Raw genomic sequence first — 22,800 nt, forward strand, 5'->3', positions numbered from 1 at the left:
TCATTTATTCAATTACTGGCTTTTTTAACAAACCAAGCATGATTGCTGTAATAATTGATCCAATTAAAATAGCTACTAAATACAACAATGGGTTACCTTCAACAAGCGGGATAACAAATGCACCACCATGAGGAGCACGTAATCCATTACCAAAGAACATTGCTAATGCACCTGCTACAGCAGAGCCAGTAATCACAGAAGGAATAACACGAGCTGGATCAGCTGCAGCAAAAGGTATCGCACCCTCTGTAATAAAAGATGCCCCCATCACATAACAAGTAATACCTGCTTCACGTTCACGTTTCGTGAATTTGTTACGAAAAATTGTTGTTGCAATAGCAATTCCGAGTGGCGGTACCATCCCACCTGCCATAACAGCAGCATGTGGTGCAAAGTTACCCGCATCAATCATTGCTATACCAAATGTAAATGCTGCCTTATTGATTGGACCACCCATATCAATTGCCATCATTCCGCCTAGTATAAGACCTAAAAGAACTAGATTACCTGTTCCTAAATCACCTAAGAAATTACTAATACCAACATTTAATGCACTTACTGGTTGATTAACAACAAAAAACATAACCATACCTACAGCGAAAATACTTAATACAGGATATAGTAACACCGGCTTAATTCCTTCTAAAGACGCAGGCATTCCAGCTAATAGTTTTTTCAATAATACTACGATATAACCTGCTAAGAATCCTGCAATTAAACCACCTAAGAAACCTGCTCCACCTTGAGCTGCCATAAATCCACCGACCATACCTGGTGCTAATCCTGGTCGATCTGCAATACTTAAAGCAATGAATCCGGCTAATACTGGTATCATTAATCCAAATGCATTACCACCACCAATAGTACTTAATGCTTCAGCAAATCTGTTATATGTTTCATGATCTGGATTAGCTGCTTGTATACCAAACATGAATGATAATGCAATTAAAATCCCTCCACCTACAACAAATGGAAGCATATTTGAAACACCATTCATTAAATGCTTGTAAAAGCCTGTTCGTTGATTACCACTTTCTTCTTTCTTACTATCTCCGCCACTACCTTGGTAAATAGGTGCATCTTGTTTTACTGCACGTTCTAATAATTCTTTTGGCTTTCTAATCCCGTCTGCAACAGGAACAATAACAACATGCTTACCCTTAAAACGTTCCATTTCTACTTGTTTATCAGCTGCAATAATAATGGCTGTTGCTTCTTCAATATCAGCAGCAGTTAATACATTTTTCGCACCACCAGAACCATTTGTTTCAACCTTAATTGATAAGTTCATATTTTTAGCATGCTCTTTTAACGAATCTGCTGCCATATACGTATGTGCAATACCTGTTGGACAGGCTGTTACTGCTAATATTTTACCCTTCCGAGATTCTAAAACTTCTTCCGTTTTTTCTTCAACGTCATATTTATCTATAATTGCTAAAATATCATTTTCTGATTTTGCTGCTAATAGTTTTTCTCTTACTTCTTGTTTCATTAAAATAGTTGAGAGCTTTGATAACGCTTCTAAATGTGTATTATTTGCACCTTCTGTTGCTGCTATCATAAAGAATAAAGTACTAGGCTGACCGTCAAACGCGTCGTAATCAACTCCTTTTAAAGAGCGACCAAATGCGATTGCTGGTGACTTGACAGCATTTGTTTTAGCATGAGGAATAGCAATACCATCACCAATCCCAGTTGTACTTTGTTTTTCACGGTCTAGTACGGCACGCTCATAAGCTGCTTTATTTGACAACTTTCCAGCTTTATCTAATACCTCAACTAACTCTTTAACAACATCCCCCTTCGTTGTTGATTGAATAGTAAGATGTATTGTATCTTTAGTTAATAATTCTGTTATTCTCATCTTATTTCCCCCTCTATCTTTTTCTTTATATTGACTTGAGGTAATAACTCCTCTACTTTTTCTTTTGTACACAACTCTAAAGAAAAAGCTGTTGCACTTCCTGAAGCTACACCAATCCTAAAAGCTTCCTCTGTTAAGTGATTTTTAGAAATTGCACTCATAAATCCACCAACAACTGAATCACCAGCTCCTACAGAATTTAAGACTTTGCCTTTTGGAACATTCGCAATATAATGATTGTTTTTAGTAACTAGAATTGCACCTTTTTCAGCTAGTGAAACAATGACATGTTCTACGCCTTGATCAACTAGTTTTTCACCATAATAAAGTGCTTCTTTCATAGAAGTAATCTGTGTTTCAAACAATTCACCTAGCTCATGATGATTTGGTTTAATTAGAAATGGCTTTTCAGTAATAATTTCTCGTAAAGCCTCACCAGAAACATCTGCAACTACTTTTATGTCTTTTTCTCTACAAATTGAGATTATTTCATTGTATATAGTTGTAGGTAATGTCCCGGGAATGCTTCCAGCTAAAACGACAATATCTTCTTTCTCCATTTTCTGAAAGATCTCTAGAAATTTAGCTAACTCAGTATCAGAAATAGATGGCCCTAACCCATTGATTTCTGTTTCAATTCCGGTTTTTAACTTAATATTGATTCTTGTATCACCCTTAACACGTATAAAACTTGTTTGAATGTTTTCTTTTGTTAGAAATTCTTTTACATACTCGCCAGTAAACCCTCCGACAAACCCTAATGCATTTGATTCAACACCTAATCGTTTCATTACACGTGATACATTAATTCCTTTTCCACCTGGAAATTTCGTATCTGAAGCAGTACGGTTTAATGCTCCTAATTCGAACTGTGTAACTTCTGTAATATAATCAACTGATGGATTTAAAGTCACGGTATAAATCATGTCTTCACGACCTTTATTGCTTTATTTTTTTAAAATCTGCTTATCATTCATATTTACTCTTAATTAGCTTTTAATGAATAGCTTATTAGAATATAGAAACTAACCAATGGCAATTAAGTATCAACATTAATTGAAGATTACCAACTATTTGTAAGCGAATTCATTTATTTATATTGTTATTATACAATCACAAACAATCAAAATCAATTATTTTTTATCATAAACAATCATATTTTATTATAATAATTCTTTCATTCTACCAAAAGACGTCATATTTTAATATGTAGTCAAGACATTTGTCTGCACGTCCTTCCTCTATAAATGAATTCATAAGCATCGGCTTTTAAGATATCAACTTCAGAATGAACAAAAAACCACTAAGGGGGAACTACTGATTAGTCAATCAAACAGGAGTTTAAAAATAGGTAATATACTTACATATTAATCCATTAGCAGTATGCAAACCTCCTAAATAAAAATCGATCACATTCATTCAATTTCTATCACGATGAGTATGTATTGTATAAAAAAAATCCTCGTTATAGATCACTACTTTAATAAGTAGTATTCCACAACGAGGATTATAATCATTCATATCGCAGTGATTCAATTGGACTAAGTCGTGCAGCCTTGTTTGCTGGTAGCAAGCCAAAGACAATTCCTATGAGCATTGAAAAAAGCAAACCACCTAAAACAACCTGCCAAGAAATAAGCGGTGGCCATTTTGCAAAAATAGAAACAACATTTGCTGCAATAGCACCAAGTAAAATCCCTATCATTCCACCAATTAAAGTTAATGTGACAGATTCAATAAGAAACTGTATTAAAATCTGACGCTTTGTTGCACCCAATGCTTTTCTAATACCAATTTCTCTCGTACGTTCAGTTACTGAAACGAGCATAATATTCATCACACCAATACCACCAACTAAAAGGGAAATACCAGCTATAGATCCAATAATAAGAGTCATTATTCTCGTGATTTGGCCAATTCCTTCTGCCATTTCTTCCATATTAAATACTTTGTATGATTCTTCTGTATTATGTGACGTATTTAACAGTGATGTAGCTTTATCCCCAATTTCTTGCATGGAATCAGGATCTTTAGCTTGTAATGTAATTTGGTTATAATCATTTTTACCAAAAGATGTACGATACGTATTCCATGGAATATAAACTTCCATTGCACCAAAAGAAAATAATCCTGTTGTTTTTTCTAACACGCCTACAATTTCAATTGGTTGACCATTAACCCAAATAACCTCACCAATGGGGTTTACATCAATAAACACCTCTGATTTTAAACTTTCGCTAATCACACCAACTCGGGTACCTCCGATGAAATCTGATTCAAATAGATTTCGACCTGATTGGATATTTAATTCATTGACTTCTATATAATCCTGATTAACACCTAACACACTTGTATCTACTGATTCTTCACGATAGCGAGATTTATAGAATTCAGAAGATGAGGCAACAACTTTTCCAACTTCAGGAATACTTCTTAAGGAAGTCACGTCTTCCTGTGTAAATGCTGCATTCATGTATGCATTCGGATTTGACAATAATTCCTCTTCACTTGGCTCATAATAAACTTCGATCGTGTTACTTGGACCAGTTATTGACGTTTTTAATAACTGCTCTCCACCTTGACCAATGGCAACAACTAAAATAACTGACGCCACACCGATTATAATACCAAGCATTGTTAAGATTGAGCGCAATTTATGAGCAAGCACAGAGGTTAATGCCATTTTAATATTTTCTAGTAAACTCATAATGCTTCCCCCCGCTTTTCATCGGAGAGAATGATTCCATCTCTTACTGTAATGATACGTTTTGCATATTCAGCAACTTCTTTTTCATGAGTAACAAGGATAACTGTTGTTCCCTCTTTATTAAGTTGAGTAAAATGCTCCATAATTGAAACACTTGTTTTACTGTCTAGTGCACCTGTTGGTTCATCAGCTAAAATAATTTTCGGATCGTTTACAATGGAACGGGCTATAGCGACACGCTGTTTCTGCCCACCTGACAATTCATTTGGTAAGTGATTTATGCGATCTGCTAATCCTACCTTATTAAGTGCGTGTCTCGCACGTGCTTCTCGGTCCTTCTTCTTTAAGCCTGCATAAACCATCGGTAACTCGACATTTTTCAGTGCTGTTAATCTCGGCAATAATTGAAATTGTTGGAAAACAAAGCCAATCGATAAATTTCTTACCTTAGCAAGTTTTTCATCTTCATATATTGAAATATCTTCATTATCAAGAAAGTAGTTACCCGATGTTGGATTATCTAAACAGCCAATCACATTCATTAATGTAGACTTACCTGAACCTGAGGGACCCATAATTGCTACAAATTCTCCAGTCAATATCGTTAGATCAATTCCTCTTAACACATCTAAAGTATCATTACCTACTTTATAGCTTTTTGTAATAGAAGTAAGTTCTATCATTCAACTGTCACTTCCATATTATTTACCAAGTTTTTCGAAGGATTAACAATAACGCTATCACCCTTATTAAGTCCCTTTTTAACTTCGATAAAATCACCACTAGCTGTACCCATCTCTACTTCTTTGTGAATCGCTTTACCATCTTCAACAATATATACAAATTGAATCTCACCATCTTGTTTAACAGCTTCTAACGGAATCGTCAGAGCTTTTCTTTTTTCTGTTTCAATTTCCATAATAAGCTTAAATCCCGGTTTTGCTTCTATTTTTTTATCTTGTAAGTTAACTTCTATCGGATATTGAACAGCTTGATCTTCATTTCCCATAACAGAATTCGATTGCTCTGGTAAAAGGCTTACAGATTCCACAGCACCCTTCCATGTTTTATCAGGTATCACATCTGATTTAAGAGTGACAGATTGCTTTTCTTTAATTTTCAAAGAATCGTATTCTGAAATCGTACCTTTTACAACAAACTCATTTATTTTACCAACATGGATGATAGGATTTTGCGATTGTGTTGTTAGCGCATCTGAATTAATTGTTATAACCGATCCAGAAGATTCACTTTTCACTTCTAACTCTCCAAGTTTCTTCTCAATTGTTTCTTTTTGAAGAAGTATTTGTCTTGCTTCAATGTCTGCCATTTTTAAATCAATATTTAATTGATTTCGTTCACTTTCTATCTGTTTTTCAGCTTCTTTTTCACCAATTTGTTTTTCCAAGTCTTCTTCTTTTTCTTCAAGATCATTTAGTTGATTTTTAATTTGATTAATTCGTAAATAAGAAGATTCGAGTGACAATGCATTCTGTTTCTTTTCTAATTGCAATTGTTCATTATCATAGCGTAATAATGCTGAGCCTTTTTCAACCTTGTCTCCTTCTTTCACAAGAATCTCAGCTATTTTTCCTTTTTCAGGATCTAAGTAAATAAATTTCTCTTCTTTTAATGATAGTGTACCTGGTATCATAATGCTTCCCGTTATTTCACGTTCACCCGCAGTAGCTGTTTTAACCTCAGGGGTTTCCTTTGATAACGTTCTAATAACGTTCGTCCCTACTAATATGATAATTAATGTAATAACACTTATAATAATCCAATTTTTTCTCTTCATTAGAATGGTGACATCCCTTGAAATACACCACTCATTGCAGCAATAATTAGCATAATTAAATAGAAAATAATGGTGATTGTATATGATGCTGCCTTTGATAAATTAGCAACCTTGACTAAACCTATTCCTAATAAGATATAATACCAAATACTAAACACTTCAATCCCACTCAATATTCCACCTAGAGCGCCTTTAGCTTCAATAAAGCTATTTAAACTCGTCAAGTAAACGACAGGATCCCCACCAATAGCTATGATAATTGACTGATTAATTACTTGACCTATTACACTTATAAAGCTTACAAAAATAACAAGTGAGAACATTTGCTTAAAACCAACTTTAGATTTTGCTATTCTTGATATACCGTATAAAATTAAAGCAAAAATCACATAGCTAAAAGGAGTTCCCAATAATCCACCTAAAATGGCTATTACTAAGTTAATAGTTTCCATCACAGCTATTTCATCAGGCGTCATTTCAATACCTGTCATAGATCCATAATCAACCTCAAGATTTAGCGTAACCAATATTGTTACGATCATTGAAATAATTGATAAAGCAATTAAAGGTAGCCAAATGACAGGTTTTTCTTTCATTCTTTCAAACTGTTCCACTGGACTAAAAACCATACCAAATACTGATGGTTTTTTAGTTTGAATCTCTTCTTGCTGCATATTTGTTTCACTTTGCATAATAAAAATCCCTCCGAAAATTGTAATCAATTACTAATACGGAAAATGCTATAAATGGTTTCAAATATTAGGAAGATAATTTCTTTAAATTTTTTCCCATATTAGTAATTCAAAATTATTTTGCTCTAATACAAAGCTACAAAGACCTCTAAACATAGAAAAAGAAGAACTAAAAAGCTGCAGTCCTTCTTTTCTATAACTAATAGTTTTGTTTTATTATCTGTTTATAATTGATATGACTAGAGTAAGTAAGCAACACTCCATGAAGGTAGTGAATTAAGATATTAGCTAACGTCTTCTTTAAATAGATCTTTTCAAGTTATATTAAATTCATATAGAGTTTTTATTACTACCTTCCTTACAATTTCTTCAACCTACTTCTAACATATTAAACTGAGCCTTAACCAACCCATAATAAATTCCTTTTCTCTCCATCAACATGTCATGATTTCCTTGCTCCATAATAGACCCATGATCTAAGACAAAAATATTATCTGCTTCACGTATAGTTGAAAGTCTATGAGCGATCATAATCGCTGTTCTTCCGTTTAAAAGTGTTTTTAACGCATGCTGAATTTTCACTTCTGTTTCAGTATCAATACTTGCAGTTGCTTCATCTAGAATAATAATTGTTGGATCTGCAAGCAATGCTCTTGCGAAAGATATTAGTTGGCGTTCCCCAACAGATAAGACATTTCCTCTTTCTTCTACTTCTGTAAAGTAACCATTAGATAAGTTTTGAATGAAATCATCGGCTCCGACTGCTTTTGCCGCTTCGATCACTTCTTCGTCAGTTGCTGTCGGACGACCAAATCTTATATTATCAATAATAGTTCCAGAGAAAATAAATGTGTCTTGTAAAACGACACTAATTTTTGATCGCAATTCTTCGAGTGAAAGATCTTTAATGTTAACAGAATCAATTTTCACGTTTCCACCAGTTGCATCATAAAAACGACTGATAAGGTTGGCAATCGTTGTTTTACCTGATCCAGTATGACCAACTAAAGCAACAGTTTGCCCAGCTTCAATTGTTAATGAAATATCATTAAGTGCTTTCCTAGAAGAGTCATAAGCAAATTCAACATGTTCAAACTCTATTTTCCCCTTCATATTAGAGAGTCGTGTAGGGTTTTGTAATTCAGCTACGAGCGGTTTTTCATCAATAAATTCAAAAATCCGTTCTGAAGATGCCATCCCCATTAATAGCTGATTATACACCTGACCCAAACGAGAAATTGGCTCCCAAAACATTCCTAAATAAAAAGCAAAAGAAACAAAAGTTCCAATCGATATCGAACCATTAGCTATTAATGTTGCACCATAGGCAATTAAGATTGCTGTTCCAATGGCATTTGTCAATTCCACCATAGGAGTAAACATTGCATTGCGTTTTGTCGCATTTTGCCACGATTGAAAGTTTTCAGAATTAACTCCATCAAAAAACTCTATATTTTCCTTTTCTTGTGTAAAAGATTGAGTAACCCTAATTCCTTGAATCGATTCATTTAAATGTGAATTTAGCTTTGATTGCTTAAGTCTAACAGTTTGCCAAGAACGACGGATTTTTTTTCTTAAACTAGTTGATATAAAAAACATGATTGGAACAATAACCATAATGGCTAATGTTAGTTCAGGACTTAATGTAAACAATAAAGCAACGACACCAATTAACAAAATAAAATCCATTAAGAGATTAATAACACCACTTGTAAAAAGCTCTTGAAGTGAATTAATATCATTCATGATTCTTACTAAAATTGAACCTGCTGAACGTTGATCAAAAAAACGATGTGATAATGATTGAACATGTGTAAACAAATGTCTTCGAATATCATAAATGACATTTTGACCAAGCATATTCATCCATTTAATACGAAAGGTGTTTGCAATGTAGGATATTATGTATAAACCAGCTATTGTAACGACTAATATTGTTAATAGATTCATATCTTTATTGGCAATTGCATAGTCAAGCGTGTATTTCCCAATCAATATCGGAGCAACTAATCTAACTAATGCTGAGATCAATACAGCAATAAACGCTGAAGGAAGTAATGTTTTTGAATAGGGCTTTAAATAACTAAAAAGTCTCCACATTTGCTTCCAGTTAAACGGCTTATCAATAACTGTTTCGGTTGAATAATGAAATCGTTCCATAATTCTCGTTTTCTTTTCTTTAAATTCCATGCTTCCACCTACCCTACTGTTGACTGTAAAACAGCCTTTTGATCTTTATATTGAATATCAAATATTCGTTTGTAATATCCTTCTCTCATAACTAATTCATCATGTGTTCCTCTTTCAGCAATTGAACCGTTTTCAAGAACTAATATTTCATCTGCATGCTTTAAAGAAGAAATACGATGAGCAATAATAAACGTTGTTCTTCCTCTCATAACTTCCTTCAACGCTTTTTGAATATTAAATTCTGTTGTCATATCTACAGCACTTGTAGAGTCGTCTAGGATAAGAATACTAGGATCCATACAAATGGCTCTTGCAATTGCAATCCTTTGTTTTTGACCTCCCGATAACCCAAGGCCACGTTCACCTAGCATAGTGTTATAGCCATTTGGTAGCTCCATAATAAACTCATGTGCTTGTGCTCTTTTTGCTGCATCAATGATTGTTTCCATTGAAGATTCAGGACGTCCATAGGATATATTATCTTTAATTGTTGAAGAAAATAAAAAAGACTCTTGTAAAACAACACCAACATTTGATCGAAGGGTTTTTAATGGATAATCCTTAATATCTCTTCCATCAATAAATATTTGACCGCTTGAAGGTTTATAAAATCGAGTCATCAATTGAGTTAAGCTTGTTTTGCCAGAACCTGTAGCTCCAATTAAACCAATTGTTTTTCCAGCACCCACTTGAAACGAAATATCATTAAGCGCCAATGCATCTTCCTCTTGATAACGTAAGCTAACCTTATCAAACGCTACATGTCCTTCTATGTTTTTAATCTCAACTGTATTTTCTTGATCACGAATGCTCTCATCTGCTTCAAGGATCTCAAGTAATCTTTCACCAGATGCCTTTGATTGTGAAAATAAATTAATAACAAAACCTAAATGCATGATAGGCATCATTAAATACCAAACTAAACTAAAGAAAGCAACAAGTTCTCCAGGTTGCAAGCTACCTCTGATTACAAGGACACTTCCATATGCAAGTAAAGCAACAACACAAATATTACCAATCAACTCCATAAGTGGGAAGAATTTCGCCCATATTCCTGAAGTGATTAGTGACTTCTCTTTATAACTGCCATTCGCTTGATTGAACTTAGAAATCTCAAAGTCTTCTCTCGAAAGAGCCTTTACTGTCTGAATTCCACTTATATTTTCTTGTACATTTGTATTTAGTTTTCCAAATGACTCACGAATATTACGAAATGCAGGATGTACTCTTTTGTCAAAGTGATATACTGCTACAGCTAGAAATGGTAATGCTGCAATAGTAACCAATGTAAGTGGCACGGAGTAGATAAACATAACTGTGAGTGTTCCACATACTAATAGTAGAAAGCGAACAAGCTCAGAAAAGCCAAAGGATAAAAAGAAGCGAAACCCTTCAACATCAGCTGTTAATCTAGACATTAAATCTCCAGTTTTCGCATTATCATAATACATAAATGGTAATCGTTGTAACTTTTCATACAAAGCATTTCGAAGTTTGTATACTGACTGAATTCCGAACATATCTCCTAAATATTGATGAAAAAATGCGGATATCGCTTTGATTCCCATTAAGGTTAGAAAACCAAAAACAATCCAAGGAATATATTCATATTGTTTCTTCAAGACAATTTCATCAATCGTAAGTTGCAAGACGATTGGATAAATTACTGTAATAGCCGTGATAAATAATACGAAAAACAATGACCATAAAAAATATTTTTTATATGGCCAGTAAAAGCTTTTTAACTTCTTAAAAGTATCCATATCTTCTCCTCCAAGGTTATTAACCAATTATTCTAAGAATCATATTATCTATAAATATAACAGTACCTATATAAATATATCGGTATTCGAAATAATTTTCCATAAATGTGATAAGATTTACAAAATTCACAACTTTAGAAGTATATTACTCCTCTTATTAATGAATTATTAACGAAGTAACTAAGACCAATGAATGAATAAATTTTATGATCATTTAACTTAGTATTTTTCCAAAGTAAAATCAAGTTATAAAAACACAACGTTGCAAAAATAGGATTATTCAACACTACGAGCCCTTTCTAAGATCTCCATTATACAATCTGATTTTGCACTGGCATATTCGTTACCATTGTTCCAAGTTCTAACTGAAAGTTCTTTTTTGAGCTGTTCGTATTGTAACCGCTCCGTACGAGACACTCTCAAATAATCTCTAAATAGGATATGATCATTCCACCAATTACTATGCAATGGGACAACATGTATATGTGATTTTCTATCTTCATGTTGAATTTCAACAATATTATCTTCTGTCATAATAGTAGGATAATTTTTTATGCTAGTATCTTTTACACCAATAAAAAAACGTCGAAATGGTATTTCTTTATTATAAGTTGAAACATATTTATATGGCTTAACAGCTAATTTTTCTGCTGCAATATCTAATAATGTTTCATCCTTCAATCCGATCATGATATCAATAATCGGCTTTGCTGATAGACCTTCTATAGACGTGCTTCCTATATGTTCAATAACATGATCTAAATCATTTAGGATACTATGTAATTTTTTTTCTTCCAGTTGAAAAGTAAGTGCCCAGTTTGGATCATATTCAGACAAATTAACCTTCATTTTAATCTTCTCCTTCTAAACTTGTCCCTATTGAATACAACTAAATTAAAGAACCTTTCAAATGACAAATTTAATTCAGTGGATTTTTATATCTTTTGGTAAAACTGAATCATTCATGTTTGTATATTATACACTCTAAACTTTGCTGGTACTCAGTCTCACCATTAAGTATCACTTTTAACCAGTAAAGAGAATGCTTGAAACAAAATCCAGTACAAGTTGAGTTTAAGAATAAAAGGTACCATTAGACTTTATACATTAATAATTTATTCAGTTTATTGAACAGAAACAGAGTTTACTAGGAATAGCATGGAGAAATGTTTTACTTAGTAGGAAAATAAGTAGAAGACTAAATCATAGATAAGATTGGAGAGGTAACAATGTTTAAACAATTTCTTCGTTTTGCAGTAAGAGGGAATGTAGTTGATTTAGCAGTTGGTGTCATCATCGGGACAGCATTCGGTAAAATTGTTACCTCATTAGTCGATGACTTAGTTATGCCAATCATAGGCATTCTTCTTGGGGGTATTAATTTAAAAGAATTTTCATTTACTTTTAAGGACTCATCCATACAATACGGATCATTTTTGCAAACTGTTTTAGACTTTATCATCATCACGTATAGCATCTTTTTCTTTGTTCAACTTTTTTATAAATTACGGAAAATCGATCATGATAAACCTATAGGCCAAACCAAAACAAATAGTGAACTATTATTAGAAGAGATACGCGATTTATTGAAAGAAAAGCGAGAATGATATTATTTTCCATATTCATAAAATAAATGAGGGGAAAAATAAATTTTTGAAGAAGTAAAGACATAATAAAAAGACTGTCTATTCAAACAGTCTTTTTCTCGCTTAATGTAAGGATTTAAATTCTTGAGACAAATTTAAATCGATTACAGAAAAACTCTAATTCTTTAAACAATACCGTATATAAAGCCATGTTATTCACTAATGTTTTTGTTGAATCAGGTAACTCACTAAATTTTGAAAATAAACTCTCAAGTTCTCCATTGTTTACCGATGACCAAAATTGAATTTGTTCGACATCAGGATTACTATGCTTAACTTCCTTGATTAGTGCTTGTAACACTTTTAAAAACAATGAAGTACAGCGATATTCCTTTTTAAGAAAGACAATCTCTACTTGACAAATATGCTTATCCTCATAATCATTAGCACTTGTTCCATAAACAAACCCAGTTACACCGATAATTTGATAAGGGTCATCACTTATGATTAAAAGTCCCTTACCTAAAATTAATGGACTGCTAATGAAACTTAGACTCATAGCAAACGGGTATGTTAAATTCAACTCATTATGGTTTTCCAACAAAAACTTTAAATATGATTTATTGTCCATTTCAAACTTACAAGTACGGAATTCTAGTTCCATTACTTAGCTGTTGCTCTTAAAGAATCATTGATCTTTACGATTTTTCCAAATCCGCTTCCTTTTATTTCTTTAATGCTTGGTTTTGGTGGTATCATTTTTCATTCCTCCTTTACAATTTTTAGTGTAAATCTTACTAGTTCATTATACCTTACTCAACTTGTTTAGAATAGTTGAAATTTTGTTTATTTTACCACAAAAGACAATTTCTTCCCCTAAAGTAGTTTCCCGGGAATAAGTGAAAGTTGTGAATTTAGAATACAACCTGCAAAGGTATGAATTTTCAGATAATGCTGCTAATCTTAATTCTTCAACATCAGGATGCTCATTCATGATGTGGTCAACCATAAAACGTAACCCATTTAAAAAAAGTCTTGTTCCTCGATGTTCACGATCAAAAATTGCAATGTCTACAAATGCGACTTCTTTATCTGTAAATTGTTTTTCGTTTGTTCCATGATAATAAGCGGCTGCACCCATTATTTGATCCCTTTCATCTATTGCCTGTAGTATGTGACCTTCAGTCACATAAGAGTATACTAGTTCAACAATATCCATCGTTGTATAAGCTTGATGAATATCATGTTTTCTTTCCAATATGAATAAACTCACTTTAGCAAAATCATCGTCTGTGGAACATCGTTTAAAAAAAGTAGACATAATGTACTCCCCTCTTCAATTCATAAATAAGTTTAAATCTTCTTCATCGGTAACAATTCCATTCTGCTTTTCCCACATGTAATGATAATAACCATTTATCTTTAAGAGTTCTTGATGGGATCCAAACTCAACAATTTTCCCTTCTTTAAAAACATAAATGAGATCAGCGTTTATGACTGATTTTAATCGATGAGATACAGAAATAATTGTTTTATACTTACGTATCTGTTCTATCAATGTAATAATGTCGGCCTCTGTCGGAGGATCTAAAGCAGCTGTTACCTCATCAAGTAATAACACCTTAGACTTTCTAAGTAATGCTCTAGCAATTGCTAACCTTTGACGCTCTCCACCTGATAAAGAGCCTCCTTCATGATGAACTACAGTGTTATATCCATCTGGCCAGCTCATGATATCATCGTGAATATTTACTAATTTTGCAATTTCAATCATCTCAGACTCAGTTGCGTCTAAGTTGTCTAACAACAGATTATCTTTTATTGATGTATTAAATAAAAAGGTATCTTGTGTTACTAATGTTGTTAGCTTTCTTAAAGAACCTTCATTAATGTCTCGTATATCATTATCATCAAAAAAAACCGAACCCTCCTTTGGATCGTAAAATCGGGCTAATAATTGCAAGGCAGTGCTTTTACCAGATCCACTTGGTCCTACAAAGGCAATATAGCTACCTAATGGTATATTTAAACTAACTTCATGCAATTGATCAGATTTATTTGTATATCCAAAACTTACCTTATTCATCCGAATTGATGACAAAATAGAAGGAATATCTACTCCCTTAACAGGGTTATATAAACTGTTTTTATAATCAAATATCTCCTGTACCCTTTTAAAACTAACAGATGAATCGATTAAATTAGGAACTAGAACAGATAAATTCAATACTGACTGACCCACAATCATAAACAAAGTAAAGAAGGACACAAATTCTCCAATTGTTATAGAACTATTAAAGATGAGATAACCACCAAAACCTAGCATAATTCCATTTAAAAGCATTAATGCAGTAAGCGGTAATCTTTCCATTAAAGAGTTAATCATATGTAAATTAAAACCTGTAGAATATAGATCATGAATTTGTTTACTTCCTCTTTCAGAAAACCGATTCTGTAAATGAAAGCTTTTAATTGTTTTGTAACCTTTAATCATTTCATCTATCGTATTAGAGAATCTTTCTTGTGATTCTTTAAAGCTTTTGTTGCTATCCGTTGCTTTCTTTTGCAACATTTTAGGTCCGATAAATAAAAGTGTTGATCCGACAAGCATTGCAACGGTTAGTTTCCACTCAATAGAAAATAAGATTATCAATCCAATTGGGATACTTACTATTTCCTTTAAAAAATAAGGGAATATTGTACGTATAACCCTTTCCATTGATCCCAAATCAGTATGAAAACGCGTGACAATATCACCAATTTTATACCGCTGATAAAAAGGTAATGATTGCTTTTGAATATGAAGAAACAATTCAGTTCTAATCATACGGATGACAACTCCACTTAGTTTCCCAAGCGAATAATCTCCAAATGTAATGGCAAGAAAATTTACTAATCCCCCTACAATTAATACACATAATATGATTGTGAATATTCGATAATCCCTCGGAATGAATGCTTCATCTATTAAATATTGTAAGCTCAAAGGTGCTATCATCAAATAAGCAACCTCAATGAAAATACTTATTAAAAAAGTAAAGAACAGTAATTTATATTCCATAAAATATAAAAGAATGGTTCTTATGAAGGTCATTTTCAAACACCAACTTCCTATATTAGTAGATTACTTCAGATATTTCATACTGTAAACAACTTCCTTCTTAACTTTAGGTACTTTTTAACTAGTAGATTAATTGGACTTTTTCATGCTTAGTCCCTAGAACAATTCCCTCACAAAAATAGATTCATGTTATATACTCTGTATCATATTAGTTACTATCACGAACACTAAAGCACAAAGTCTTATCATTTTATTTATTTTCATCCATTCGTTATATTAGAACTGAACGATCTTAATTTGAAAGGTGAGAACTATGCAAAAACAAATACTTCTTAAAAAAAGGCCTAAAGAAACTCCTACACACAATGACTTTGAAGTTGTTGAAACAAGCATTGGAACACCGTCTGATGGAGAGATCCTTGTAAAAACGATTTATATCTCTGTTGATCCATATTTACGTGGGAGAATGAATGATACAAAATCATATATCCCTCCTTTTAAACTAAATGAAGTTATTTCTAGTGGTGTTATTGGACAAGTAATCGAATCAAAATCAAATCGATTTGATAAAAACGATATCGTCCTTGGATCACTAGGATGGCAGGAATATAACATAATAAAAGAAGACTCAGTTCGCAAAATAAACCCAAACATAGCACCAGAATCAACTTACCTAAGCGTATTAGGCATGACTGGTTTAACTGCTTATTTTGGTTTATTGGATATCGGTAAACCTAATGAAGGTGAAACAGTAGTCGTTTCAGGTGCAGCTGGTGCAGTTGGATCCATCGTTGGTCAAATCGCGAAAATTAAGGGATGTCGAGTTGTTGGAATTGCTGGATCTGAAGATAAAGTAAATTTACTTTTAAATGATTTTGGATTTGATGCAGCTATTAATTACAATACGCAGGATGTTGGAGTTGCACTTGAAGAAGCATGCCCAGATGGTATTGACGTCTACTTTGAAAATGTTGGAGGAACAATATCTGATGCAATATTTCCTCTTTTAAATAATTTTGCTAGAATTCCGGTATGTGGTGCTATTTCCGCTTACAATACAGCTGAAGATATAGGTCCCAGGGTTCAAACACACTTAATAAAGACTAGTTCTTTAATGCAGGGATTTACTGTTGGAAACTATTCTTCTCGATTTGAAGAAGGCATTCAAGAATTAGCTACATGGTTAAAAGATGGAAAGTTGAAGTATGAAGAAACAATTACAGTTGGGTTTGACAAGACAATTGATGCTTTCCTAGACCTTTTCAAAGGAGCTAATATTGGCAAATCACTAGTAAAAGTAGCTGAGATAGAAAAATAAAAAACAGTTATAAAACTAGAATATTTTTGGTTCGCCCTTTTTATATAGGAGATCTTATCTCTACTATAAGTTAGCTGCTAAGAGTACACATGAATAAGTAGTTCAGACTTCGTAAAATGAAAAAGCTAACAAAGTTAAATATATATTTTAACTTTGTTAGCTTTTCACATCATTCGCTAAGATTACACTTTAAATTGATCAATCAATGATTGTAGCTCTTCTGCCATTTCTGTAAGAGCTCTTGTAGCAGAATTAATCTCTTCCATTGAAGCTAATTGCTCTTCAGTAGTTGCTGCTACTTCTTCTGATGTTGTTAAACTATCTTTCGCAATAACTGTTAACTCATTTGCGGATGCACTAACTTCTTGCACAGCAGCAGACATTTGTTGAACAGTTGCTGTCACCTCTTCAATTTGTGGTGTCATTTGATTCATACTATTCATGATGAAACCAAATTTCTCAGAAGTTTCAGTAGAAATAGTTAAACCTTCTTCAGCATTTTTAGAAACCTTACTCATAATCTCAACTGATTTATTCGTATCTTCTTGAACGCTTGAGATCAATAAAGCAATTTGCCCAGCAGATTTTTGGGATTGTTCAGCTAATTTTCTAACTTCATCTGCAACAACAGCAAAACCTTTCCCATGCTCTCCAGCCCTTGCAGCTTCAATTGCTGCATTAAGTGCTAATAAATTTGTTTGATCAGCAATCTGTGAGATAGCGTCGAGAATTTTCCCAATTTCATTAGAGCGCTGGTAGAGAGATTGAATAACCTTATTAGATTCTAATACAGATGAATGGATAAACTTCATTTGTTCTAGGTTATTTTTTACATATTTCTCTCCTTCAGTTGCTTCTAACGCAGTTTCTTGTGCCAAATCTGATACTTGAGTTGAACTAGTAGAAATATTTAAGATTCCCTGCAATACTTCTTCTAACGCAGCAGTATTTGCTTCAATCTTAGTTGTTTGATTTTCTGCACCACTTGCCACTTGTTGAACAGCTTCGGCCACTTGTTTTGTTCCAACTGTTGTTTGATTAGCACTTGCAATAAGCTCTTCTGAAGAAGCACTTACACGTTCTGATGAACTCTGTAAACTAATAACAACAGAACGTAAATTAGTAACCATCTTTTTAAAACTTTTTGATAATTGTCCAATTTCATCCTCTGAAGTAACAACAATTTCTTCTGTTAAATCTCCATTACTAATTCGTTCTGCAGATGTAACAAGTGATTGAATTGGTCGAATAATCGTTCGTATGATAATAAAGACAATAAGAGCACCTATAAGAAGAAAAGAAATAATAACTGTTAATGTCTTTATAAAGATTCCTTGAGCGGCATTCGATATTTCAGCAGAAAACATAGTTCCTGCTATTTTCCATCCCGTTAATTCATTTGTTGTGAATTCCATCTCTTTTTTGGCACCCTCAAATGTATAAGAAATAGATCCATTCTTGCTTTCGAAGAGTTTCTTTAACCAATCACCAGATGCTTTTTCTCCTTGGTTGCTTGGATGAATAAGATACGTTTCTGTTTTATCTATAATTGTTACATAACCTTCTTTACCTACTTTTACTTGATCTGTTAATTGACTCAAAGCTTCAATGTTTATGTCGACTGCAATAACACCAGATCGATCATCTAACGTTTTAGCAATTGTTACAGATGTTTCTTTTGTGCTAGCATCTGTATATGGATCTGTTATGATCACCTTACCCTTATTATCCATTGCTAATTCATACCAAGGACGTGTTTTCGGATCATAGTCATCAGGTAATTGAGTATAAGGTGCAATAATCATCTCACCTTCCTCTGTACCAATGTAGATCGTTTGTGCTTCGGGCTTGGTTTGAATATATTGATTGAATTTTGCTACAATATTCTTCTTATCTTCTTCCGTAATTGTCGTATTAGCTGTTTTAGCTGATTGTGCAAAGTAGTTGATATCTTCTTGTATTGGCTCTAATTGAGAATTTAATGAAGTGTTTATTAACTGAACACTTTCCCTAGCCGTTTGAAGCATGCTCTTTTCGATCTCTGATTTTGCAGAGTGATATGAAATAAGACCTATCGATATACTCGGAATCAATAAAACGATCGAAAATGCAATAATCAGCTTCATTCTAACAGTTAGTCTTTTGTTCAAATCTAGCAAGCTTCTATAATACTTCTTAATCATTTTCATGATCTTCTTCCTCTTTTCTGTTCCTTTAGTTTTCCTTTAAGTTGCTTTTCTTTCCACTTCTGCGCAGATCAACACCAGGAATTGTAGATATTCGTAAAATACATAAACAACTGTTTTTTTAAGTCTTTTTTGTAAAATGGTTGTTTTTGTTTTAGTAACACATGAAAGGAAAAAAATGATGTTGAAGGAAAATTTGTGAGTTTCCTGCGAGAAAGGTGTAGTGAAAACTGCTTTTAGAAAAGAGCTTAGGAAAAATATACCTATCCATTAGATATGTGTTTATTTAGTCATATTTTACTACTTATTCAACTAAATGAAAATAACTTATTTTATATTCGTAATTTTCAGAACCCAATTAAATTAAGAGTAAATTCAATTAAAGTCTTTAATTTTACTTTTTTAATGTAATTTATAGATGAAAAAAACACATCTCTCATGACGAGGAATGTGCATAAAACATGATATCCTTTCAACCTTTAGCGATTTCTTCATAAAGATCTTTTAAAGATTCACAACCGAGTTTTTTTAATTTCTTTACATATACTCTCCATAATTCTGCAGTTAACTTAGCGTCATACAACGCATGATGTCTTCCGAATATTGGAATATTATTATGTTCACAGCACTCATCAAGAGTAACAAGCTTACCGTTAGGTTCTGCCATACGATATAAAAAAGACATATCTACAAGTCTATGTTTAAAAGGTGCACGATAAAGTTTCCATGAAGCGTGTTGAAGAAAATTCTTTTCATGGTTAGCATGATGTGCAACAAGAGTAAAATCTTCAACAAACCGAAAAAATTGAAATAAGACTTCTGATAGAGGTGGAGCATCCTTTAAGTCCTCATTTGTCAAACCTGTCAACGTTGTTATTTCATCTTTTAGTGGTTTGTCATATTTAACTAACGAATAGAAACTTTCTTGTTCTTTAATCACTTCACCTTTTACTTTAATTGCACCAATAGATATGATTTGATCACCTTGGTCTGGATAAAAGCCCGTTGTCTCAATATCAAAAACAATGACATTCAACTCCGAAAGTGGGATATTTAATGTTTCTTCAACACGCATCTCTCTTTGTAATTGCCTTAAATAGGCCACTTGTTGCTGACTTTGTCCACCCTGTGAAGCACCTAATTTACCTCTCATAAAGAAAAATGGATCTAACGTCATTGAAAACACCCTTTATCGATTATCCGTTGAACGAATTGATGTAATTTTTTCCCATCTTTTAAAATATCTTTTACTTCACGTTTTTCTTGTTTTGTTAATTGTTTCACATTCAGATAATGTACATCATCATATGCTTGTGCATTTGAATATAATAATGTTCTATATTTAAGTAGCTTTTCAAAGTTATGTTTATAATGTATAAGTTCGCGATAACAAGTGTTCATGGTAGAAAGACAATCTATTCGTTCCAACGAAGAAGTTTCTACTACACCTTCTTTAATCGCTAAAAGTCGAATTGCATTAACATATGGTAAAAATGCTGTCTTTTTTAGATCGATACATCCCTCATATTGTCCGAAAGGCTCTACATAGATTTGTCCAAGTGGACCTACAGAATTTTTTATATGTTGAATATTATCCATAAAACGCTGAATTAATTTTTTATGTTCATTTAAATAATTCAAAATGACATTTTTTAACTTTATGATTAAATCGCTTGCTCCAACTAGACTTCTTGAATCATAAAATATTTGCAAATACCGGATTGATTCCCAACTTTTATTATCCATCCAGTTTATCAACTGTTTTTTCCAATCAGTTAATGATTTGCACCACAATGGATTGGAGCTCATGACCTTTCCTTCACAATAAGGATAACCAATTTCATGAAGCCCTTTTGAAAGCTCTTTTCCAAGTTTTTCGAAATAATTGTGTGCAATCTCAGAATGCTCCTCATATACAAGTCCATGATCTTGATCACTTATTAATCCTTGTTCATTTCGACCTCCACTTCCCGTTACGAACCATGTATAGTTACAGGGAGGGTTACCAACCTCTTTTTCAAGGTGAAAGAGTGCTAGCTTGCTAGCACTCCTCATCATTTGATCATGAAATTCATTTAATTTCTCGGGATCTAATTCATATTGATGGATATGGTTATCTTTGTATATTTTTATAGATTCATAAGAATTAAATTCACTCTGCATGAAAGCCACTTCCTCACATTTTGTCAGAATGAGTTTACTAGACCATGCATTTTGATTATGAGCTAACATTCTGGTTCTTAGCTTCAAATACTTCTGGATAGCCATAGCTACCATGTTCACTCATATCTAAGCCCATTACTTCCTCTTCTTCTGTTACACGAAGTCCATTCATTACCTTTTTCGCAACAGCAAGGATAACAAATGATACAACAAATGCGTAAAGTCCTGATACTGCTACTCCCATAAATTGTACTCCTAATTGGTCAAATCCACCACCATAAAATAGTCCAGGTTTACCAACTGTTGCAAGTTCTGGTGTTGCAAAGAAGCCTGTAGATAAAGTTCCCCATATACCCGCTACACCATGTACAGATAAAGCAAAGATTGGATCGTCAATTTTACGTTTTTCGAAGAATCTTGCACTATAGAATACAAGAATCCCTGCGATAAAGCCAATAACAACGGCTGCCCATGTATCAACAAATGCACAAGATGCCGTAATTGCTACAAGTCCTGCTAAAGCACCGTTTAACATTGTTGGAATATCAGACTTACCGAGTACCATCCAAGAAATAATAAGTGCGGCTACTGCTCCTGCTCCTGCTGCTAAGTTTGTGTTTAAAGCAACAAATCCGAAGAAACCATCATCAACTGCTACCGTACTACCAGCATTAAATCCAAACCAACCAACCCATAAAATTAAAACACCTAAAGCTGTAAACACTTGGTTATGACCTTGAATACTGTTAGCTGAGCCATCTTTATTATATTTTCCAATACGTGGTTTTAGAAGAATCGTTGCAGCAAATGCCGCCATTGCTCCTGTTAAATGAACGACCGTTGAGCCAGCGAAATCTTGCTTACCATGTTCCGCTAACCATCCACCACCCCAAATCCAATGAGCGATTACTGGATAAATAAGAGCTGAGAATAATACCGTAAAGACTAGATACACCGAAAGTTTAGCACGTTCTGCAAATCCACCTAAAGCGATTGTGATAGCAATTCCTGCAAATGCACATTGGAACACGAAGAATACTGCTGTTGAAAAACTAGCTCCTTCTGCTTGTGCTCCTGAGTAAAAGAAATCTGTTAACCCAACGAAAAAGTTACCATTTCCTCCAAAAGTAAAGGCATATCCTACTGCCCAATAAACTAACGACGCAAGACCAACTGTGAAAATCGTTTTACCAGCAATATGACCAGCATTTTTCATTCTAGTTGAACCAGCTTCAAGTAAAATAAATCCACCTAACATAAAAATAACTAAGATTGCACTTAACATGATCCAGACACTGTTCATTAAAAATAAAGTATCTTCCATTATATTTCCCCCTTGTAAGTTATATGACTTTAGATGTCAGAAAACATAACATCTTGTTCTTAAGTACTATTCTATACGAATTTTCAAAAGTGTCAACCCGTTTTTGTAAGTTTCTGATAATTCTATGTTAGATTTTCTTACATGC

General features: G+C 33.2%; 18 protein-coding genes. 2 read left to right on the forward strand and 16 right to left on the reverse strand.

What is annotated here, in order from left to right; translation table 11 throughout:
• Positions 1 to 4: 4 nt before the first annotated feature.
• The 9 genes from LC076_RS02730 to LC076_RS02770 all read right to left on the reverse strand — a co-directional run bounded on the left by LC076_RS02730 (position 5) and on the right by LC076_RS02770 (position 11,866).
• A complete protein-coding gene (locus tag LC076_RS02730) occupies positions 5 to 1,867 on the reverse strand; it encodes a PTS fructose transporter subunit IIABC (RefSeq protein ID WP_226665970.1) in 1,863 nt (620 codons plus the stop codon).
• The gene (gene pfkB, locus LC076_RS02735; protein ID WP_226665973.1) at positions 1,864 to 2,793 is read right to left on the reverse strand and encodes a 1-phosphofructokinase; all 930 of its coding nucleotides are present in this window, start codon (positions 2,791 to 2,793) and stop codon (positions 1,864 to 1,866) included. The genes LC076_RS02730 and pfkB overlap by 4 nt, the downstream gene beginning before the upstream one ends.
• Before the next feature lie 587 nt (positions 2,794 to 3,380).
• Entirely contained in the window at positions 3,381 to 4,574 is a 1,194-nt protein-coding gene (locus LC076_RS02740; RefSeq protein ID WP_226665975.1) for an ABC transporter permease, read from the reverse strand.
• The gene (locus LC076_RS02745) at positions 4,571 to 5,257 is read right to left on the reverse strand and encodes an ABC transporter ATP-binding protein (protein WP_226665977.1); all 687 of its coding nucleotides are present in this window, start codon (positions 5,255 to 5,257) and stop codon (positions 4,571 to 4,573) included. The genes LC076_RS02740 and LC076_RS02745 overlap by 4 nt, the downstream gene beginning before the upstream one ends.
• Positions 5,254 to 6,372 (reverse strand): efflux RND transporter periplasmic adaptor subunit, encoded by a 1,119-nt coding sequence (locus tag LC076_RS02750; protein WP_226665978.1) that lies wholly within the window; start codon positions 6,370 to 6,372, stop codon positions 5,254 to 5,256. The genes LC076_RS02745 and LC076_RS02750 overlap by 4 nt, the downstream gene beginning before the upstream one ends.
• On the reverse strand, positions 6,372 to 7,064 hold the full coding sequence (locus LC076_RS02755) for a Yip1 family protein (RefSeq protein ID WP_226665980.1): 693 nt from the start codon (positions 7,062 to 7,064) through the stop codon (positions 6,372 to 6,374). Before LC076_RS02755 ends, LC076_RS02750 begins: the two co-directional genes overlap by 1 nt.
• 369 nt (positions 7,065 to 7,433) lie before the next feature.
• Complete coding sequence (locus tag LC076_RS02760) at positions 7,434 to 9,254, reverse strand: ABC transporter ATP-binding protein (RefSeq protein WP_226665981.1); 1,821 nt, start codon at positions 9,252 to 9,254, stop codon at positions 7,434 to 7,436.
• An 8-nt stretch (positions 9,255 to 9,262) separates the two neighbouring features.
• Positions 9,263 to 11,017, reverse strand: a complete 1,755-nt coding sequence (locus LC076_RS02765; protein WP_226665984.1) for an ABC transporter ATP-binding protein — start codon at positions 11,015 to 11,017, stop codon at positions 9,263 to 9,265.
• A 276-nt stretch (positions 11,018 to 11,293) separates the two neighbouring features.
• The gene (locus LC076_RS02770; RefSeq protein ID WP_226665985.1) at positions 11,294 to 11,866 is read right to left on the reverse strand and encodes a GrpB family protein; all 573 of its coding nucleotides are present in this window, start codon (positions 11,864 to 11,866) and stop codon (positions 11,294 to 11,296) included.
• Between the two features lie 380 nt (positions 11,867 to 12,246).
• Here LC076_RS02770 and mscL point away from each other — a divergent pair, with 380 nt between their 5' ends.
• On the forward strand, positions 12,247 to 12,624 hold the full coding sequence (gene mscL, locus LC076_RS02775; RefSeq protein WP_226665986.1) for a large-conductance mechanosensitive channel protein MscL: 378 nt from the start codon (positions 12,247 to 12,249) through the stop codon (positions 12,622 to 12,624).
• Positions 12,625 to 12,739: 115 nt separating this feature from the next.
• Here mscL and LC076_RS02780 read toward each other — a convergent pair whose 3' ends face one another.
• The 3 genes from LC076_RS02780 to LC076_RS02790 all read right to left on the reverse strand — a co-directional run bounded on the left by LC076_RS02780 (position 12,740) and on the right by LC076_RS02790 (position 15,697).
• Complete coding sequence (locus LC076_RS02780) at positions 12,740 to 13,267, reverse strand: hypothetical protein (protein WP_226665987.1); 528 nt, start codon at positions 13,265 to 13,267, stop codon at positions 12,740 to 12,742.
• 141 nt (positions 13,268 to 13,408) lie between these two features.
• The gene (locus LC076_RS02785) at positions 13,409 to 13,924 is read right to left on the reverse strand and encodes a hypothetical protein (RefSeq protein ID WP_226665988.1); all 516 of its coding nucleotides are present in this window, start codon (positions 13,922 to 13,924) and stop codon (positions 13,409 to 13,411) included.
• A gap of 15 nt (positions 13,925 to 13,939) precedes the next feature.
• On the reverse strand, positions 13,940 to 15,697 hold the full coding sequence (locus tag LC076_RS02790) for an ABC transporter ATP-binding protein (RefSeq protein ID WP_319005475.1): 1,758 nt from the start codon (positions 15,695 to 15,697) through the stop codon (positions 13,940 to 13,942).
• A 280-nt stretch (positions 15,698 to 15,977) separates the two neighbouring features.
• Between LC076_RS02790 and LC076_RS02795 the strand changes: the two genes are divergently transcribed.
• On the forward strand, positions 15,978 to 16,982 hold the full coding sequence (locus tag LC076_RS02795) for an NADP-dependent oxidoreductase (protein ID WP_226665989.1): 1,005 nt from the start codon (positions 15,978 to 15,980) through the stop codon (positions 16,980 to 16,982).
• A 182-nt stretch (positions 16,983 to 17,164) separates the two neighbouring features.
• Here LC076_RS02795 and LC076_RS02800 read toward each other — a convergent pair whose 3' ends face one another.
• From LC076_RS02800 to LC076_RS02815, 4 genes are all read right to left on the reverse strand, one after another.
• The gene (locus LC076_RS02800) at positions 17,165 to 19,171 is read right to left on the reverse strand and encodes a methyl-accepting chemotaxis protein (protein ID WP_226665990.1); all 2,007 of its coding nucleotides are present in this window, start codon (positions 19,169 to 19,171) and stop codon (positions 17,165 to 17,167) included.
• A gap of 469 nt (positions 19,172 to 19,640) precedes the next feature.
• Positions 19,641 to 20,345 carry an exonuclease domain-containing protein gene (locus LC076_RS02805; RefSeq protein WP_226665991.1) on the reverse strand — a complete coding sequence of 235 codons (705 nt, stop codon included), beginning with the start codon at positions 20,343 to 20,345 and terminating at the stop codon, positions 19,641 to 19,643.
• Complete coding sequence (locus LC076_RS02810; RefSeq protein ID WP_226665992.1) at positions 20,342 to 21,331, reverse strand: DUF294 nucleotidyltransferase-like domain-containing protein; 990 nt, start codon at positions 21,329 to 21,331, stop codon at positions 20,342 to 20,344. Before LC076_RS02810 ends, LC076_RS02805 begins: the two co-directional genes overlap by 4 nt.
• Positions 21,332 to 21,386: 55 nt before the next feature.
• The gene (locus LC076_RS02815) at positions 21,387 to 22,655 is read right to left on the reverse strand and encodes an ammonium transporter (RefSeq protein WP_226665994.1); all 1,269 of its coding nucleotides are present in this window, start codon (positions 22,653 to 22,655) and stop codon (positions 21,387 to 21,389) included.
• Positions 22,656 to 22,800 lie beyond the last annotated feature (145 nt).

This window comes from Metabacillus litoralis (assembly GCF_020524045.1).
GTDB lineage: Bacteria > Bacillota > Bacilli > Bacillales > Bacillaceae > Metabacillus > Metabacillus litoralis_C.

Excerpts from the sequence above, each read along its gene's own strand:
- LC076_RS02730 (WP_226665970.1), bottom strand. The coding sequence starts at position 1,867 with ATGAGAATAACAGAATTATTAACTAAAGATACAATACATCTTACTATT.
- pfkB (WP_226665973.1), bottom strand. The coding sequence starts at position 2,793 with ATGATTTATACCGTGACTTTAAATCCATCAGTTGATTATATTACAGAA.
- LC076_RS02740 (WP_226665975.1), bottom strand. The coding sequence starts at position 4,574 with ATGAGTTTACTAGAAAATATTAAAATGGCATTAACCTCTGTGCTTGCT.
- LC076_RS02745 (WP_226665977.1), bottom strand. The coding sequence starts at position 5,257 with ATGATAGAACTTACTTCTATTACAAAAAGCTATAAAGTAGGTAATGAT.
- LC076_RS02750 (WP_226665978.1), bottom strand. The coding sequence starts at position 6,372 with ATGAAGAGAAAAAATTGGATTATTATAAGTGTTATTACATTAATTATC.
- LC076_RS02755 (WP_226665980.1), bottom strand. The coding sequence starts at position 7,064 with ATGCAAAGTGAAACAAATATGCAGCAAGAAGAGATTCAAACTAAAAAA.
- LC076_RS02760 (WP_226665981.1), bottom strand. The coding sequence starts at position 9,254 with ATGGAATTTAAAGAAAAGAAAACGAGAATTATGGAACGATTTCATTAT.
- LC076_RS02765 (WP_226665984.1), bottom strand. The coding sequence starts at position 11,017 with ATGGATACTTTTAAGAAGTTAAAAAGCTTTTACTGGCCATATAAAAAA.
- LC076_RS02770 (WP_226665985.1), bottom strand. The coding sequence starts at position 11,866 with ATGAAGGTTAATTTGTCTGAATATGATCCAAACTGGGCACTTACTTTT.
- mscL (WP_226665986.1), top strand. The coding sequence starts at position 12,247 with ATGTTTAAACAATTTCTTCGTTTTGCAGTAAGAGGGAATGTAGTTGAT.
- LC076_RS02780 (WP_226665987.1), bottom strand. The coding sequence starts at position 13,267 with ATGGAACTAGAATTCCGTACTTGTAAGTTTGAAATGGACAATAAATCA.
- LC076_RS02785 (WP_226665988.1), bottom strand. The coding sequence starts at position 13,924 with ATGTCTACTTTTTTTAAACGATGTTCCACAGACGATGATTTTGCTAAA.
- LC076_RS02790 (WP_319005475.1), bottom strand. The coding sequence starts at position 15,697 with ATGACCTTCATAAGAACCATTCTTTTATATTTTATGGAATATAAATTA.
- LC076_RS02795 (WP_226665989.1), top strand. The coding sequence starts at position 15,978 with ATGCAAAAACAAATACTTCTTAAAAAAAGGCCTAAAGAAACTCCTACA.
- LC076_RS02800 (WP_226665990.1), bottom strand. The coding sequence starts at position 19,171 with ATGAAAATGATTAAGAAGTATTATAGAAGCTTGCTAGATTTGAACAAA.
- LC076_RS02805 (WP_226665991.1), bottom strand. The coding sequence starts at position 20,345 with ATGACGTTAGATCCATTTTTCTTTATGAGAGGTAAATTAGGTGCTTCA.
- LC076_RS02810 (WP_226665992.1), bottom strand. The coding sequence starts at position 21,331 with ATGCAGAGTGAATTTAATTCTTATGAATCTATAAAAATATACAAAGAT.
- LC076_RS02815 (WP_226665994.1), bottom strand. The coding sequence starts at position 22,655 with ATGGAAGATACTTTATTTTTAATGAACAGTGTCTGGATCATGTTAAGT.